Below are 15,184 nucleotides of genomic sequence, written 5' to 3'. Positions count from 1 at the left end.
CATGAGCGAGCTGTCGGCGGTCCCGGTGACCGCGATAAAGGGCGTCGGTGCGGCGCTAGCCGAAAAGCTCGCCAAGGTCGGGCTGGAATCCCTGCAAGACCTGCTGTTTCACTTGCCCCTGCGCTATCAGGACCGCACCCGCATCGTACCGATCGGCGCCCTGCGACCGGGCCAGGATGCGGTAATCGAAGGCACCGTTACGGGCGCCGACGTGGTGATGGGCCGACGCCGCAGTCTGCTGGTGCGCCTGCATGACGGCAGCGGTAGCCTAAGCCTGCGCTTTTACCATTTCAGCCAGGCGCAGAAAGAAGCCCTCAAGCGCGGCACCCAGGTGCGCTGCTACGGCGAAGCTCGCCCAGGCGCCTCAGGCCTGGAGATTTACCACCCCGAATATCGCGCGCTGACCGACAACGAGCCGGCGCCCGTCGAGCAGACCCTGACACCGATCTACCCGACCACCGAAGGCCTGACGCAGCAACGCCTGCGCCAGCTGACCCAGCAAGCGCTGGCGCGGCTTGGCCCGCACAGCCTGCCCGACTGGCTGCCTGATGAGCTGACCCGCGACTACCGATTGGCCAAGCTGGACGAAGCAATTCGCTACCTGCACCGGCCGCCGCCAGATGCCGATCTGGAAGAACTCGCCGAAGGCCGCCACTGGGCGCAGCACCGTCTGGCGTTTGAAGAACTGCTGACTCACCAGCTTTCCATGCAGCGCCTGCGCGAGAGCAGCCGCGCCCAACACGCACCGCCCCTGCCTGCGGCGCGGGAGCTGCCATCGCGCTACCTGCAGAATCTCGGCTTCCAGCCCACTGGCGCTCAGCAACGAGTCGGTGCGGAGATCGCCTACGACCTCGCCCAGGACGAGCCGATGCTGCGCCTGGTGCAGGGCGACGTTGGCGCCGGCAAGACCGTGGTCGCGGCGCTTGCCGCGCTGCAGGCGCTGGAAGCCAGCTATCAGGTGGCCTTAATGGCACCGACCGAGATACTCGCCGAGCAGCACTTCATCACCTTCTGCAAATGGCTCGAACCGCTGGGCATCGAGGTCGCCTGGCTGGCCGGCAAGCTCAAGGGCAAAGCGCGAGCCGCATCGCTGGAACGCATTGCCGCCGGCTGCCCGATGGTGGTCGGCACCCACGCGCTGTTCCAGGATGAAGTGCGGTTCAGCAGGCTCGCCCTGGTGATCATCGACGAACAGCACCGGTTCGGCGTGCAACAGCGGCTGGCGCTGCGGCGCAAGGGCGTCGAAGGGCGACTCTGCCCGCATCAGCTGATCATGACCGCCACACCCATCCCGCGAACGCTCGCCATGAGCGCCTACGCCGATCTGGACACCTCAATTCTCGATGAACTGCCGCCTGGCCGTACTCCGGTCAACACCGTGTTGGTGGCCGACAGCCGCCGCCTGGAAGTCATCGAGCGTGTGCGTTCGGCCTGCAACGAAGGGCGCCAGGCCTATTGGGTCTGCACGCTGATCGAAGAATCTGAAGAGTTGACCTGCCAGGCGGCCGAAACCACGTTCGAAGACCTCTCCGCCGCGCTCGGCGGGCTCAATGTCGGGCTGATCCATGGACGCATGAAACCAGCGGAGAAAGCGGCGGTAATGGCCGACTTCAAGGAAGGTCGCCTGCAGCTGCTGGTCGCCACCACCGTCATCGAAGTCGGCGTCGATGTTCCCAATGCCAGCCTGATGATCATCGAAAACCCCGAGCGCCTGGGTCTCGCCCAGCTGCACCAGCTGCGCGGTCGAGTCGGGCGCGGCAGCGCGGCCAGTCACTGCGTGCTGCTCTATCACCCGCCGCTTTCGCAGATCGGCCGTGAGCGACTGGCGATCATGCGCGAGACTTGCGACGGCTTCATCATCGCGGAAAAGGACCTGGAACTGCGCGGCCCGGGGGAAATGCTCGGCACCCGTCAGACCGGCTTGCTGCAGTTCAAGGTCGCCGATCTGATGCGCGACGCCGATCTGCTGCCGGCCGTGCGCGACGCAGCGCAGGCGTTGCTGACACGCTGGCCGCAGCATGTCAGTCCGCTGCTGGAACGCTGGCTGCGCCACGGGCAGCAGTACGGGCAGGTTTGACGCTCGTCGGTAAACTCAAACCGCACTAACGCTAAGGCTATACTGCGCCGATCGGGAATAAAGACGGGCTTTCCATGAATTCGGCTGCTGAAACTAAAAACAACATCACGCTCCCACCCATGATCGTGCAGCTGCTGGACAAGCTGGCACTGCCGTACCGCACCTGCGAGGATCGATCGGACCTCGATCCGGCCCGACGGGTGCAGGCCATTCTGGTCGACGATGCCATCGGCGCGCTGCTGGTGCTGTATCCGCGTGATCATCTGCTCGACTTGCCACGTCTGGTCGAACTGACCGGGCGCCAGCTGGTGGCGGTCAAACCCGAGCGGCTCACGCGCATGCTGTCCAAGCATGAGCTGAAGATACTGCCCGGCCTGCCGCCATTGACCAGCTCGCCCTGCCTGTACGAGGAGCGGCTGTTGCAACAGCCCGAGCTGCTGGTCGAATCCGGGCAGCCCGGTTTGTTGTTGGTGCTGGCCAGCCATGATTTCAAACAGCTGCTCAGCAAGGCTAGCGCCGGGCAGTTCGCCGTACCCCTGAGCACCATCCGACCCAACCTCGACCGCCCCGAAGAAGACCGCGCGGAAATCAGCCACGCGGTGGAAAGCTTCACTGCACGGCGAATTCAGAAGCGGTTGGAAGAAACCATTGAAATTCCGCCGTTGGCCCAGACGGCGCAGAAAATCATCAAGCTGCGCGTCGATCCGGACGCCACGGTGGACGACATCACCGGCGTCGTCGAAACCGACCCCGCGCTGGCCGCGCAGGTGGTCAGCTGGGCCGCCTCACCCTATTACGCCGCACCGGGCAAGATTCGTTCGGTAGAGGACGCGATCGTGCGCGTGCTGGGCTTCGACCTGGTCATCAACCTGGCGCTGGGTCTGGCGCTGGGCAAGACGCTGAGCCTCCCCAAGGATCAGCCGCAGCAAGCGACGCCGTACTGGCAGCAGTCCATCTACACGGCGGCAGTGATCGAGGGGCTGAACCGAGCCATCCCGCGCACGCAACGGCCGGAAGCCGGTATCAGTTATCTGGCGGGCCTGCTGCACAACTTCGGCTACCTGGTGCTGGCGCATGTATTCCCGCCGCATTTTTCGCTGATCTGCCGGCATCTTGAGGTCAACCCGCACCTGAACCACAGCGTTGTCGAGCAGCATTTACTGGGCATCACACGCGAGCAGATTGGCGCCTGGCTGATGCGTTACTGGGGAATGCCTGACGAGCTGTCGACGGCGCTGCGCTTCCAGCATGACCCGAGCTATCAGGGCGAGCACGCGGGTCACGCCAATCTCGTTTGCCTGGCGGTACGCCTGCTGCGCAACCGCGGCATCGGCTCGGGCTCGTACAGCGACATCCCGCAGGAGCTGTTCGACCGCCTCGGGCTTAGCCGTGAGAAAGCCAACGATGTCGTCAACAAGGTCCTAGAGGCCGAAGCGGCACTCCGTGCCCTGGCAATGCAAATCCAGCCGCCGCACTGATCGGCCCGCCAGTTCAGCGCCGAGCGCGGTGCTGAACTGGCGGCACGTCTGTTACCCGTCCGCGCGAAAGCTCACCCGCGCATCCACCTGACCTTCTCCAACCTGTGTAATGCTGACCTCCGCCAGGCTGGCACCGGCCGCCTGCAGTTCATCGAACCAGCGCAGCAGCGTCGCGTAGGACGCGCCCGGCAAGGTCACCTGCACGGTGCCGTCATTGCCAATGTCGAAACTCTCGATGGTCAAGCCGCTCTGCTGGGCGCTCTGCGTCACCAGTCCCTGCAGTTGCTCGGGCGCCAGCGACACCGGATTGCTGCGCGACATCTGCCGCGCCAGCTCGGTGTTCTGTTCCATGTAGGCATGCAGCTCCCGTTCCTGCTGGAAATAGGCCTGTGCGTCACGCACACGCTGCTGAGCCGGCTGCCACAGCAGCACATAGAACAGCACCACCAGCAGGAAGGCGCCGAGCAGCGTCAGCGAAAGCCGTTCGCGCGGCTGTAAGCGCTGCCAGCGTAACCACAGCGGGGATTCGGCCAGGCGAACGCGCATCTGTTGTGTCAGGTTCATCCTCGACCTCCAATCACCACGCGGGCACTGACGGCGTCACCGTCACGGCTGGCTGAGCCCAGCTGGACACTTTCACCGGTCTCGCCCAGACGCTGACGCAGTTGTTCCAGCGCTGCGAAATCACTGGCCCGAACCTGCAGCGCGAGGTCGCCGCGCGCCTGGTTGTAGTCCAGCTGGCTGATCGACACCGGAACCCCCTCGGCCATGACAAGCGCTACCTCGTCGAGCAAGCGCATAAAGCCGGCCGAGCCCCCGGCGCTCTGACCGATGTGTTCGTCGAACTGCGCGCGCAGGTTGACGATGCGCCGGTCCTCCGGGAACAGCTCGCTGTAGAGCGCGCGACTGGCTTCGGCATAGTGATCGGCCTGGCGTTCCAGCGACCAGGCCTGGACCAGGTTGAAGATCAATTGCACGGCCAGCACCAGCGCAAGCACCAGCAAGACCGGTTTCCACTGGCCGAGCCCACTGCCGGCGGCCTTCACGGCGAAGTCACCTTGGGCCAGATTCAACGAAGCGGCGCGTCCCGCGGCGAGGAAACGGTAGGGGTCGTCGACCCTCTGGTAGTCATCCAGCAGTGCTGGCGACTCATCTAGCGTGCCGTGACCGTGGCGGGGTGACGCGCACTGAGCGGCCAGGTGCGGCCATTGCTGGCTGTCGAAGGCCAGTCGCGCTTCCGCGGCGCCTCCGAGCAGCGCGCGGCCGTCGATGACCAGCAGCTGCGTGCCGTCCCGAGGGAGCAAATCGGCATCGACGTGAATAGCGACAATTGTCAGTCCCAGCGCCTGCAAATCTTCCAGCCAATCCGCGAGTAGCTGCCGGCGGATCGCGATGACCCGACGGCGGCCGTCGTCCAGCGCGTCACCGTGGGTCAAGTGCAGGTCATCGACGTTTTCGGCGAGCAGCTCCTCGACCGCATACGCCAACGCCTGGTTGACCCAGCGAGCCTTGCGGGTCGGCAGGTTGACCGCGAACGCACTGCACACCTCGGCCGGCAGCACCAGCGTCACCGCCGCGGGTGCCTGTTCGATACAGTTCTCCAGCGACATCCAGCCACCCTTGCCCTCGCCTGGCAACCAGTAAACCTGAGTGTCGGCGTCTAGCCGGGGGCTGCAATCGGCGGGCAGAAACAGGCAGTCCATGAGCTATCGCTCTCCATCGTTGGTTTGGCGAGGCAGCCGTGGCGGTTGCCCCAGGTTTCGCTGAAGAACGCGGACTTCGCCGTCTTCCTCACGTCGCAGCCGGCTTACCAGCGCGAGGCGGCGGTCAGCGAGACGCACCTCGCTGGTGGCCTGAAAGAACTGACTCGTGACCGCCACGCTGGTGCCCTGCAGTTGGACACCGCCAAGCGCCGGTTGCGCCATGAAGTTTGCAGCATCGCGAAAGGGTCCCGCCTGCCGCGCCTGCACCAGCGCCTCGGCAGTGCTCAGGCTGAGGCTGTCAGCGAGGCTCGACAGCACCATGGCGCTGGCGGTATTGACGTTCAACGGGGTGTCCGCTGGCAGCGCCGTGACAAAAGGCGCGAGACGCTGGAAGTCCTCGTCTCGCATGTCCAGCAGCAATCGCAGTTCAGAGAGATCCTCGATACGACGTCCGCCTGTTCGGTAGGGCGGATCGAGCAGCAGATAGGCATTGTCTTCGGCACCCTGCTCGCCACTGGGTTGCTGGTCAGTGTCCAGCCAATCGACCAGACGCTCGGCATAGGGTTCGCTGATCTGCAAACGTAGCAGCAGCCGCCGAAACTGCGCGAGTGCCGCTGCGTTGGGTTGTTGTTGCTGCACCAGGCTGTTGAGGTTGAAGCGCCCAGCCAGGTCTTCAATGCGGACCTGAACCTGCCCTTGGCCTTCGTCGAGGTCATACGCCGGCTGCGGCAATGCCCAGGGCTCGAGCAGGTGATCGACAGGCGGTTGCCCGGCGCCGGTACCAGACGCCCGCAGATCGCGGCGCAATATGGATTGTGCCAAGGCTTCTCCGCCCAGTGCGTAGTGCCAGGCTTGGCGCGCCTGCGCCTGATTCGCCGTGCCGCGGATCGATAACTGCTGACGGGCGATCATCCCAGCGCAGACCACGGTGACAATGGCCACGACCAGCAACACGGTAATCAGCGCGACACCGCGCTGCGCCTTCATTGCAGCTCGCCCTCTGAAACTGGCTCGGGTACGCCCTGAGCGTCCGGCTGGACGAATTGCGGCGCGGGTGCGGGGCCGTCAGGCAGGCGCACCAGACGGGTAATGGTGCCGTAGCGCTGGTGATCGAACGAGACCTCCACGGCAACCGGTAGCCGCCGCGCCTGTTCCTCCGGATCGCCACGGCCGAACTCGAAGGGCGGCCATTCTTCGTGCCAGCTGTTTTCCGCGTCCAGATAGCGCAGGCGCAACTCGATCACGTCGTCCAGCACCCGCTGCACACGCGGTTCGCTGTCGATATCGCGGTCGAGCACGATCCAATAGAGCCGCTCCAGGCTGTCACCGGCGAGACGCCAACGCACCCGCTGCAGGTTGGCCCGGCGCATTCCGGTGGGGTTACGCCAGCCACTGCGGGTCAACTCCACCGCGGCACCGCCCTCGAAGCCAGCGAGCTGGCCGACGAAGGCGTTCTGTTCATCACCGTAACCATCACGTACCGGGCGCGGCACGGCCTGGACAAGGTCTTGCTCCAGCCGCCACACGGCGCGGCCGAGCTCACGTAACTGGGTTTCCTGGGCCCGTATCACTTCATCACTGCGCAACACAGCCTCAAGCATGCGGTAGGTCGCCAGCCCCAACAGTGCAAACAGCGCGATGGCGATCAGCAACTCCAGCAAGGTAAAGCCCGCCGCGACGCGATATGTCCCGGGTCGGCCGATCATGGGTCAACCCCGACGAAGCCCGTCAGGCTGGTTACGGCGCGCTGCTCTATCGAGCCTTCATTGTTGCCGCGACGCGGTTCGACAGCCGCCACCCAGACCCGAATACGCAGCAGCCCAGGCGTTCCGCTGGTTTGCACGTCGCTGAGTGTCTGCCACTGGCGGCCTCCAAACTCCAGCTCCAGATCTTCCCGCCCGACGCTCGGGGCCGGCTGCTGCAACTGCAGCTCGGTGAGCCGGTTATCAGCAATCCAGCCGGCGAGGATCAGCGCTTCCAGTCGCCCGGCGTTGTTTACGCTGCGGCCGGCCGCGGTCAACACCACCGCGGCGACGATGGCGAAGATCGCCAGAGCCACCAGCACTTCCAGCAGAGTGAATCCCTGAGAACGGGCCTGTCCATGGCTCATCGACGCGTTTCCTCAGGTACAGCACGAGGCATGCTGAAACCATCGCTGGAAACCACCCAGCCAGTACCGCCCGGGCGATTATCGGAGAACGTCAGCGTGAACGGTGAAAGCTCACCGCTGGACAGGATCAGCAGCTGCGGCTGCACGCGAGGCGCGCGCCGTCGCTCGCGATCCTCGTCGTCGGAGAGCCCGATGGGGTCGTCCTCGCGCTTGACCGGCGCCACCAGTTTTAGCGGCGAACCATCGAGCTCCAGCTCCAGCTGCATCCATTCCGGCGCCTGATGTGCCTTCCCGTCTCCGGCATCGCGCCAGCGCGCATCGGCCTCGTCGTAGTGCATCACCCGGTAGCCGTCCTTGCTGATCAGCAAGCCATACTCCCGGCTATCAAGTACCGCTTCATCGACCATCAGGCCGATCAGCGTCGCTAGTCGCTGCGCTTCGTCCCGCACCTCACGGGACGAACTGGAGCTGCCCATCGAGAGCACCGCCAGGCCCACCAGACTGCCGAGGATGACGATCACCACCAGCAGTTCGATCAGCGTGAAGCCGCCCTCTCGGCGCGCCCGAGGCATCGATCAGAGGTCCCAGTTACCGATATCCGCGTTCAGGTCAGACCCGCCCTGCTTGCCGTCAGCGCCATAGGAGTACAGATCGAACTGACCTTGGGTACCCGGCGACAGGTATTGGTACTCGTTGCCCCACGGATCCTTGGGAACACGCTTGAGGTAACCGTCGCGGTTCCAGTTCTTTGGCTGCGGATTGCCACCGGGCTTTTCCACCAGCGCGTCCAGCCCCTGCTGAGTGCTGGGGTAGGAATAGTTGTCCAGCTTGTACATGTCGAGGGCGGCGCCAATGGCCTTGATGTCACCCTTGGCCACCGTCACCTTGGCCTGATCCGGACGGTTCATCACCTGAGGCACCACCAGCGCGGCGAGAATCCCGAGGATCACCACCACCACCATGATTTCGATTAGGGTAAAACCCCTCTGCTTACGTTCGTTCAAGGTCATGCTCACTAGCCCACCAGTTGATTGAGAGAAAGAATCGGCAGCAGGATCGCCAGGACGATCACCAATACCACAGCCCCCATGAACACCAGCATGAAGGGCTCGAAAAGACCCACCAACAGCGAGATCTGCGCAGCCAGGTCGTTTTCCTGATTGCGCGCGGTGCGGGCCAGCATCTGATCGAGCTCGCCGGATTTCTCGCCGCTGGCAATCATGTGCAGCATCATCGGCGGAAACTCGCCGGTGGCATCCAGCGCGCGGGTCAGGCTACCGCCTTCGCGCACCCGCTGAGCCGCCTCGATCACCTTGTCGCGGATGCGCAGATTGGCGATCACCGCCGCCGCGATGCCCAGCGCATCCACCAAGGGCACGCCACTGCGGGTCAGGATCGCCAGCGTCGAGGCAAAGCGTGCGGTGTTGGTCGCTCGCGCCAGACGCCCCACCAGTGGGATTCGCAAGATGAAGGCATGCCAGCGGCGCTTGATCTTGTCGTCACGCAGCGCCTGGCGCATGGCAAAGGCTGCTGCCACGAGACCCACGAACATCAGCCAACCCCAGCGTTGAACAAGCTCGCTGACCGCAATCAAACCGGTGGTCAACGCCGGGAGCTGCTGCCCGGTATTGACGAAAACCTTGACCACATCCGGCACCACGTAACCCAGCAGCAACACCACGATGGCCAGTGAGGCCACCAGCAGGATCACCGGATACAGCAGCGCCAGTTGGATCTTCTGCCGCGACTGCTGACGCTGATCGGTGTAGTCGGCCAGCTGATCCAGCACCAGCCCAAGATGCCCGGCGTGCTCACCCGCGGCGACGGTAGCCCGATACAGCTCGGGAAACGCCGACGGATAGTCACGCAGCGATCCCGCCAGGCTATGGCCTTCCATCACGCGTGCGCGCACGGCCAGCAGCATCGATTTGATCTTCTGCGAGGTCGACTGCGCGGCGGCGGCACGCAGGGCTTCCTCAATGGGCAGCGCAGCCTGCACGAGGGTTGCTAACTGGCGGGTCACCAACGCCAGGTCGCGCGCCGACAGACCACGGCCGAAGGCAAACCCGCCGCCGCCGGTATCTTCCTTGGATTTGGCCTGTTTGACCTCCAGCGGCGACCATTGCTTCTCGCGCAGCAGCTGGCGCGCCTGTCGGGGACTGTCCGCCTCGATCAGGCCTTTCTGCTCGCGGCCACGTGGGTCGAGCGCGATGTATTCGAACGCCGCCATCAGGCAATCACTCCGCCGCGCGGATCGGCGCAGCCATTCGCGACCGGCAGACGACCGCTACTGCCGCACCGCAGCCCCATGCCGGCAGCCTTCAGCGCGCCCAATCGCTGCACATCGTGCTCGCGGGCACGCAGCGCCCTAACGGTCCCTGTAGCGGTACAACTCATTGCTTATTCCTCGCGGGTCACGCGCAACACTTCTTCGATGGTGGTCACGCCCTCACGCACCTTACGCAGGCCGTCTTCGCGAATGCTTGGGCCCAGCCGGCGCGCATGGCGAAGCATGTCCTGCTCGGGTGCCCGGGTGTGAATCATGCTGCGCAGGGTGTCATCGAACATCACCAGCTCATAGATGCCCGTCCGGCCGCGGTAACCCAGCTGCCGGCACACATCGCAGCCCTCGGCGTGGTACAGGGTCGGCGCCTCGCTCGGGTCGAGGCCGAACAGCGCACATTCGGCTTCGTCGGCGACATAGGCACGTTTGCAGTCATTACACAGTACGCGGACGAGGCGTTGGGCCAGCACCCCAAGCAGCGAAGATGAGATCAAGAATGGCTCGACGCCCATATCCACCAGGCGCGTGACCGCGCCGATGGCGCTGTTGGTGTGCAGCGTCGAGAGCACCAGGTGACCGGTGAGCGAGGCCTGCACCGCCATGTCCGCGGTTTCCTGGTCGCGGATCTCGCCGACCATCACCACGTCCGGGTCCTGACGCAAAATGGCGCGCAGACCACGGGCAAAGGTCATGTCGACCTTGGTGTTGACCTGCGTCTGGCCGATGCCTTCGAGGTTGTACTCGATCGGGTCCTCGACAGTAAGGATGTTGCGCGTACGGTCGTTGAGCGTGACGAGACTGGCGTACAGCGTGGTGGTCTTACCCGACCCGGTCGGCCCGGTGACAAGAATGATCCCGTGCGGCTTCTGGACCGCCTGTTCCATCACCTTGCGGTCGCGATCGCTCATGCCCAGGTGGCGCAAGGTCAGGCGCCCGGCCTGCTTGTCGAGCAGACGCAGCACCACACGTTCGCCGTTGGCCGACGGCAGGGTCGAAACCCGAATGTCCACTTCGCGCCCGCCAACTCGCAGAGAAATTCGGCCGTCCTGAGGGATGCGCTTCTCGGCGATGTCCAGCCTCGCCATGACCTTGATCCGCGACACCAGCAGCGCCGCCAGCTCGCGCTTGGGCTGCACCACTTCACGCAGGATGCCGTCGATGCGGAAGCGGATCACCAGGCGTTTCTCAAAGGTTTCGACGTGTATATCGGACGCGTTCTCCTTGATCGCCTCACCGAGAATGGCGTTGATCAGGCGGATGATCGGCGCGTCGTCTTCCTGCTCCAGCAGGTCTTCGGTTTCCTGTATCTGGTCGGCCAGGCTATGCAAATCCATCTCATCGCCCAGCCCTTCGACCATCAGCATCGCCGCGGAAGAATCGTGCTGGTAGGCAGCGCTCAGTGCCTGTTCGAACGCATCCTGCGCCAGCCATTGCATGGCCAGCGGCCCTCCGGCAATGCGCTGCGCTTCCTGCAGTGCGGTCAACGGCGCGCCCTCGCGCGCGCACAAACGCAGGCCTTCCGGCCGCTCCTGCAGGAGCACGCCATGACGACGAGCAAAGGCGAAAGGCAGCCGACGCGGAGCCGGTTCCTCCAGCAGAGTGGTTATCTCGTTCACGTCCAGTTCGGCCATGCTGAATCTTCCCGCAGACATTGCAATTCAAGTAGGTCGGCTTGAAGCCAGCGCGACCAACAGCTTTGGACTACAAGGAATGCATGACATTGCAAACCTTTGGCAGTTTTTTCGCCGCAACGGACAGAACCGTCTCAAATCAGCACCCAGGTCAAATATAGCCAAGGCTTTCGGACGAATACCGCGCCTATAGCCCGTCATTCATGAGTTCGCCGCGCACATCCTGGCTCGGAACCTTAGACGAAGGTCGAAGCCAATATCGGCGCTGGCTGTAGCGATGCCAAGCAACCTAACGGTCACAACGTGAACGAAGCGCCACTTTGCCGTTCTCATTAAAACAGTTGTTTGATTTTTTCAGTCCTTGCAGAATGCCGCGCCATAGCGAGCTCGACCAGCAGTGCAGGGGCCCGTTAGCCGATCCACACCCAGCCGCCATCCGCAGTGGTCGGGCGAAAAGTAACACCAGCGGTGCATAGCCGGATTACCGAGCGGCCCGCTGGTTACGATCAAGCAGGAGAACAAGAACAATGCACATTGGTGTTCCTCTCGAAACCAGGCCCGGTGAGACGCGCGTTGCCGCGACACCGGAAACCATCAAAAAGCTGATCGGGCAAGGGCATCGGGTGACGGTGCAGAGCGGAGCTGGCGTACAGGCCAGTGTTCCGGACAGTGCCTTCGAAGCGGCAGGCGCAACCATCGCCGATGCCGCTGCGGCGTTCGCAGCAGAGATCCTGCTGAAGGTGAACGCACCGAGCGAAACCGAACTGGCGCAGATGCAGCCAGGCACGGTATTGATCGGCATGCTCAATCCCTTCGACAACGACAACATCGCACGCATGGCCGAACGCGGCATCACCGCCTTCGCCCTGGAAGCGGCGCCGCGCACCTCGCGCGCGCAGAGCCTCGACGTGCTCTCCTCCCAGGCCAACATTGCCGGATACAAGGCGGTGATGGTCGCCGCCAACCAGTACCCACGCTTCATGCCGATGCTGATGACTGCCGCCGGTACGGTGAAAGCCGCACGCGTGCTGATTCTCGGCGCCGGTGTTGCCGGCCTGCAGGCCATTGCGACGGCCAAGCGTCTGGGCGCGGTGATCGAAGCCTCGGACGTGCGTCCGGCGGTGAAGGAGCAGATCGAATCGCTCGGCGCCAAGTTCGTCGACGTGCCCTGCGAGACCGACGAAGAGCGCGAATGCGCCGAAGGTGTCGGTGGCTACGCCCGACCGATGCCAGCCAGCTGGATGGCGCGTCAGGCGCAGGCCGTGCACGAGCGTGCCAAGCAGGCCGACATCATCATCACCACTGCGCTGATTCCAGGCCGCAAGGCGCCGACGCTGCTGCAGGAAGAAACCGTGCAGCAGATGAAGCCCGGTTCGGTGGTGATCGACCTCGCCGCCTCCCAGGGCGGTAACTGTCCATTGACCGAAGCCGATCAGGTGGTGGTCAAGCACGGCGTGACCCTGGTTGGCTACACCAACCTGGCGACCCTCGTGCCAGCGGATGCGTCGGCGCTATACGCCCGCAACCTGCTGGACTTCCTCAAGCTGGTGATCGATGGCGAAGCCAAGTTCCAGCTCAATCTTGAAGACGACATCGTCGCTGCGTGCCTGATGTGCCGTGACGGCCAGGTCGTACGCACCAACGGTTAAGGGAGCCCTGAACATGGACATGATTTCTGATGGCATCTACAACCTGATCATCTTCGTGCTGGCGATCTACGTCGGCTACCACGTGGTCTGGAACGTTACCCCCGCGCTGCACACCCCGCTGATGGCGGTCACCAACGCCATCTCGGCGATCGTCATCGTCGGCGCCATGCTGGCCGCCGCCCTGACCGTCACCCCGATGGGCAAGCTGATGGGCACCCTGGCGGTGACCCTGGCCGCCGTTAACGTCTTCGGTGGCTTCCTGGTTACCCGGCGCATGCTGGAAATGTTCAAGAAGAAGGAGCGCGCTGGCGCCAAGGCGGAGTCCAAGCCATGAGCATGAACCTGATCACCCTGCTGTATCTCATCGCTTCGGTGAGCTTCATCCAGGCCCTCAAAGGCCTGTCGCACCCCACCACCTCGCGCCGCGGCAACCTGTTCGGCATGATCGGCATGGGCATCGCCGTGGTCACCACGGTGTTTTTGGTGTTCAAACTCGGCTCACAGCTGGCCGAGAGCGCCAGCCCCTGGAGCGGCCTGGGCTTCATCGTCCTCGGCCTGCTGATCGGCGGCACCATCGGCACGCTGATGGCCAAGCGCGTCGAGATGACCAAGATGCCCGAACTGGTCGCCTTCATGCACAGCATGATCGGCCTGGCCGCGGTATTCATCGCTATCGCCGCGGTGCTCGAGCCGCAGTCGCTGGGCATCGTCCAGGCCATCGGTTATCCGATCCCGGCCGGTAACCGGCTTGAGCTGTTCCTCGGTGCAGCCATCGGCGCCATCACCTTCTCCGGTTCGGTGATCGCGTTTGGCAAGCTATCTGGCAAATACAAGTTCCGCCTGTTCCAGGGCGCGCCGGTGTCGTTCCCCAACCAGCACAAGATCAACCTCGCCGTTGGCGTCGCGATTCTGGTGCTGGGCCTGATCTACACCTTCAGCGGCAACTTCACCGCGTTCATGATTCTGGTGGCGCTGGCCTTCGTCATCGGCGTGCTGATCATCATCCCCATTGGCGGCGCCGACATGCCGGTGGTGGTCTCGATGCTCAACAGCTACTCGGGCTGGGCGGCGGCCGGTATCGGCTTTTCGCTGAACAACTCGATGCTGATCATCGCCGGCTCACTGGTAGGCTCTTCCGGCGCGATCCTCTCCTACATCATGTGCAAGGCGATGAACCGTTCGTTCTTCAACGTCATCCTCGGCGGTTTCGGTGGCGACGCCGATGCCGGCCCGGCGACCGGCAGCAAGGAACAGCGCCCGGTCAAATCCGGCTCCAGCGATGACGCCGCCTTCCTGCTGTCGAACGCCGACACCGTGATCATCGTTCCTGGTTACGGCCTGGCGGTGGCCCGCGCGCAGCACGCGCTGATGGAGCTGGCCGAGAAGCTGACCCACATGGGCGTGACCGTGAAATACGCGATTCACCCGGTAGCCGGTCGGATGCCAGGCCACATGAACGTGTTACTGGCGGAAGCTGAAGTGCCGTACGAAATGGTGTTCGAGATGGACGACATCAACTCCGAGTTCGGTCAGGCCGACGTGGTGCTGGTCCTGGGCGCTAACGACGTGGTCAACCCAGCGGCGAAGAACGATCCCAAGTCGCCCATCGCCGGCATGCCGATCCTCGAGGCGTACAAGGCCAAGACAGTCATCGTCAACAAGCGCTCCATGGCCAGCGGCTATGCCGGTCTGGACAACGAGCTGTTCTACATGGACAAGACCATGATGGTCTTCGGCGATGCCAAGAAGGTCGTTGAGGACATGGTCAAAGCGGTGGAATAAGCGACACTGCTACACCGAAACCCCTCCCGGCCCCGCCGCGAGGGGTTTTGTTTTTCCTCATCAACCGAACACTTCGGCAGCGGAAGTCACGGTACAGTCGTGCAGTCGCTGCAACTGAACCGGCACAATTGAAATCCGCTGTGGCTGTTACGCCACAGCCCGTCACGCGATGCTATCAGCCCATAACCCATTCCCGTCGACGCGGGAAGGAGCGGCTCATGGAGCGCGTACTTGCTCGGACAATCACACCCGCATTCGGCCTGCCACCGCTGCGCCGCATCATCCGGTTGCTGCGGCTTTGGCAGCAGCGGGTGCGTACTCGACACCAACTGGCCGGACTAGACGATCACCAGCTGGCGGACATTGGCATCAGTCGAAGTGAGCGGCTGGCGGAGCTCGAGAAGCCGTTCTGGCGCTGACGTGGCGCTTTCCAGGCATGGACGTCGCGCCATAAGCTGAACGGCACGCCT

At 63.8% G+C, this 15,184-nt stretch carries 16 protein-coding genes; 6 read left to right on the top strand and 10 right to left on the bottom strand.

Annotation, left to right across the window (positions count from 1 at the left end):
• Position 1 precedes the first annotated feature (1 nt).
• Both recG and K4O48_RS00690 read left to right on the top strand, forming a co-directional pair.
• Positions 2-2,077, top strand: coding sequence for an ATP-dependent DNA helicase RecG (gene recG / locus K4O48_RS00695; protein ID WP_222910301.1), 2,076 nt, complete (start codon positions 2-4; stop codon positions 2,075-2,077).
• Positions 2,078-2,151: 74 nt separating this feature from the next.
• Positions 2,152-3,555, top strand: coding sequence for an aminoacyl-tRNA deacylase and HDOD domain-containing protein (locus K4O48_RS00690; RefSeq protein ID WP_222910300.1), 1,404 nt, complete (start codon positions 2,152-2,154; stop codon positions 3,553-3,555).
• Between the two features lie 51 nt (positions 3,556-3,606).
• On the opposite strand, the gene K4O48_RS00685 is transcribed toward K4O48_RS00690, so the two are convergent.
• Genes K4O48_RS00685 through gspE form a run of 10 tightly spaced genes read right to left on the bottom strand, consistent with a single transcriptional unit; the run spans position 3,607 to position 11,283 of the window.
• On the bottom strand, positions 3,607-4,119 hold the full coding sequence (locus tag K4O48_RS00685; protein WP_222910299.1) for a type II secretion system protein M: 513 nt from the start codon (positions 4,117-4,119) through the stop codon (positions 3,607-3,609).
• A complete protein-coding gene (gene gspL, locus K4O48_RS00680; RefSeq protein ID WP_222910298.1) occupies positions 4,116-5,258 on the bottom strand; it encodes a type II secretion system protein GspL in 1,143 nt (380 codons plus the stop codon). Before gspL ends, K4O48_RS00685 begins: the two co-directional genes overlap by 4 nt.
• Before the next feature lie 3 nt (positions 5,259-5,261).
• Positions 5,262-6,245: a type II secretion system minor pseudopilin GspK gene (gene gspK, locus K4O48_RS00675; protein WP_222910297.1), complete on the bottom strand. Its 984-nt coding sequence runs from the start codon at positions 6,243-6,245 to the stop codon at positions 5,262-5,264.
• Positions 6,242-6,964: a type II secretion system minor pseudopilin GspJ gene (gspJ, locus tag K4O48_RS00670; protein WP_222910296.1), complete on the bottom strand. Its 723-nt coding sequence runs from the start codon at positions 6,962-6,964 to the stop codon at positions 6,242-6,244. Before gspJ ends, gspK begins: the two co-directional genes overlap by 4 nt.
• Entirely contained in the window at positions 6,961-7,368 is a 408-nt protein-coding gene (gspI, locus tag K4O48_RS00665; RefSeq protein WP_222910295.1) for a type II secretion system minor pseudopilin GspI, read from the bottom strand. The genes gspJ and gspI overlap by 4 nt, the downstream gene beginning before the upstream one ends.
• On the bottom strand, positions 7,365-7,940 hold the full coding sequence (gspH, locus tag K4O48_RS00660; RefSeq protein WP_222910294.1) for a type II secretion system minor pseudopilin GspH: 576 nt from the start codon (positions 7,938-7,940) through the stop codon (positions 7,365-7,367). Before gspH ends, gspI begins: the two co-directional genes overlap by 4 nt.
• A 3-nt stretch (positions 7,941-7,943) precedes the next feature.
• Positions 7,944-8,378, bottom strand: coding sequence for a type II secretion system major pseudopilin GspG (gspG, locus tag K4O48_RS00655; protein ID WP_222910293.1), 435 nt, complete (start codon positions 8,376-8,378; stop codon positions 7,944-7,946).
• 5 nt (positions 8,379-8,383) lie between these two features.
• Positions 8,384-9,598: a GspF family T2SS innner membrane protein variant XcpS gene (gene xcpS, locus K4O48_RS00650; RefSeq protein ID WP_222910292.1), complete on the bottom strand. Its 1,215-nt coding sequence runs from the start codon at positions 9,596-9,598 to the stop codon at positions 8,384-8,386.
• Entirely contained in the window at positions 9,598-9,765 is a 168-nt protein-coding gene (locus K4O48_RS00645) for a hypothetical protein (protein ID WP_222910291.1), read from the bottom strand. The genes xcpS and K4O48_RS00645 overlap by 1 nt, the downstream gene beginning before the upstream one ends.
• A gap of 3 nt (positions 9,766-9,768) precedes the next feature.
• A complete protein-coding gene (gspE, locus tag K4O48_RS00640; protein ID WP_222910290.1) occupies positions 9,769-11,283 on the bottom strand; it encodes a type II secretion system ATPase GspE in 1,515 nt (504 codons plus the stop codon).
• Positions 11,284-11,810: 527 nt separating this feature from the next.
• Between gspE and K4O48_RS00635 the strand changes: the two genes are divergently transcribed.
• The 4 genes from K4O48_RS00635 (at position 11,811) to K4O48_RS00620 (ending at position 15,133) form a co-directional block, all read left to right on the top strand.
• On the top strand, positions 11,811-12,932 hold the full coding sequence (locus K4O48_RS00635; RefSeq protein ID WP_222910289.1) for a Re/Si-specific NAD(P)(+) transhydrogenase subunit alpha: 1,122 nt from the start codon (positions 11,811-11,813) through the stop codon (positions 12,930-12,932).
• Between the two features lie 13 nt (positions 12,933-12,945).
• Positions 12,946-13,266: an NAD(P) transhydrogenase subunit alpha gene (locus K4O48_RS00630; RefSeq protein ID WP_021209089.1), complete on the top strand. Its 321-nt coding sequence runs from the start codon at positions 12,946-12,948 to the stop codon at positions 13,264-13,266.
• On the top strand, positions 13,263-14,714 hold the full coding sequence (locus K4O48_RS00625) for an NAD(P)(+) transhydrogenase (Re/Si-specific) subunit beta (RefSeq protein ID WP_168422587.1): 1,452 nt from the start codon (positions 13,263-13,265) through the stop codon (positions 14,712-14,714). The genes K4O48_RS00630 and K4O48_RS00625 overlap by 4 nt, the downstream gene beginning before the upstream one ends.
• Before the next feature lie 218 nt (positions 14,715-14,932).
• Entirely contained in the window at positions 14,933-15,133 is a 201-nt protein-coding gene (locus tag K4O48_RS00620) for a DUF1127 domain-containing protein (protein WP_222910288.1), read from the top strand.
• Positions 15,134-15,184 lie beyond the last annotated feature (51 nt).

It is taken from the genome of Pseudomonas sp. DNDY-54, from assembly GCF_019880365.1.
GTDB lineage: Bacteria > Pseudomonadota > Gammaproteobacteria > Pseudomonadales > Pseudomonadaceae > Stutzerimonas > Stutzerimonas stutzeri_P.
The sequence above is the reverse complement of the archived record's forward strand: the minus strand, read 5'-3'. Positions and strand labels throughout refer to the sequence as shown.

Bases quoted from the DNA above. Each gene is read 5' to 3' on its own strand.
- gspI (WP_222910295.1), bottom strand. From the start codon at position 7,368: ATGAGCCATGGACAGGCCCGTTCTCAGGGATTCACTCTGCTGGAAGTG.
- gspJ (WP_222910296.1), bottom strand. From the start codon at position 6,964: ATGATCGGCCGACCCGGGACATATCGCGTCGCGGCGGGCTTTACCTTG.
- xcpS (WP_222910292.1), bottom strand. From the start codon at position 9,598: ATGGCGGCGTTCGAATACATCGCGCTCGACCCACGTGGCCGCGAGCAG.
- K4O48_RS00620 (WP_222910288.1), top strand. From the start codon at position 14,933: ATGGAGCGCGTACTTGCTCGGACAATCACACCCGCATTCGGCCTGCCA.
- K4O48_RS00685 (WP_222910299.1), bottom strand. From the start codon at position 4,119: ATGAACCTGACACAACAGATGCGCGTTCGCCTGGCCGAATCCCCGCTG.
- K4O48_RS00645 (WP_222910291.1), bottom strand. From the start codon at position 9,765: ATGAGTTGTACCGCTACAGGGACCGTTAGGGCGCTGCGTGCCCGCGAG.
- gspH (WP_222910294.1), bottom strand. From the start codon at position 7,940: ATGCCTCGGGCGCGCCGAGAGGGCGGCTTCACGCTGATCGAACTGCTG.
- K4O48_RS00630 (WP_021209089.1), top strand. From the start codon at position 12,946: ATGGACATGATTTCTGATGGCATCTACAACCTGATCATCTTCGTGCTG.
- gspE (WP_222910290.1), bottom strand. From the start codon at position 11,283: ATGGCCGAACTGGACGTGAACGAGATAACCACTCTGCTGGAGGAACCG.
- gspK (WP_222910297.1), bottom strand. From the start codon at position 6,245: ATGAAGGCGCAGCGCGGTGTCGCGCTGATTACCGTGTTGCTGGTCGTG.
- gspG (WP_222910293.1), bottom strand. From the start codon at position 8,378: ATGACCTTGAACGAACGTAAGCAGAGGGGTTTTACCCTAATCGAAATC.
- K4O48_RS00625 (WP_168422587.1), top strand. From the start codon at position 13,263: ATGAGCATGAACCTGATCACCCTGCTGTATCTCATCGCTTCGGTGAGC.
- K4O48_RS00690 (WP_222910300.1), top strand. From the start codon at position 2,152: ATGAATTCGGCTGCTGAAACTAAAAACAACATCACGCTCCCACCCATG.
- recG (WP_222910301.1), top strand. From the start codon at position 2: ATGAGCGAGCTGTCGGCGGTCCCGGTGACCGCGATAAAGGGCGTCGGT.
- gspL (WP_222910298.1), bottom strand. From the start codon at position 5,258: ATGGACTGCCTGTTTCTGCCCGCCGATTGCAGCCCCCGGCTAGACGCC.
- K4O48_RS00635 (WP_222910289.1), top strand. From the start codon at position 11,811: ATGCACATTGGTGTTCCTCTCGAAACCAGGCCCGGTGAGACGCGCGTT.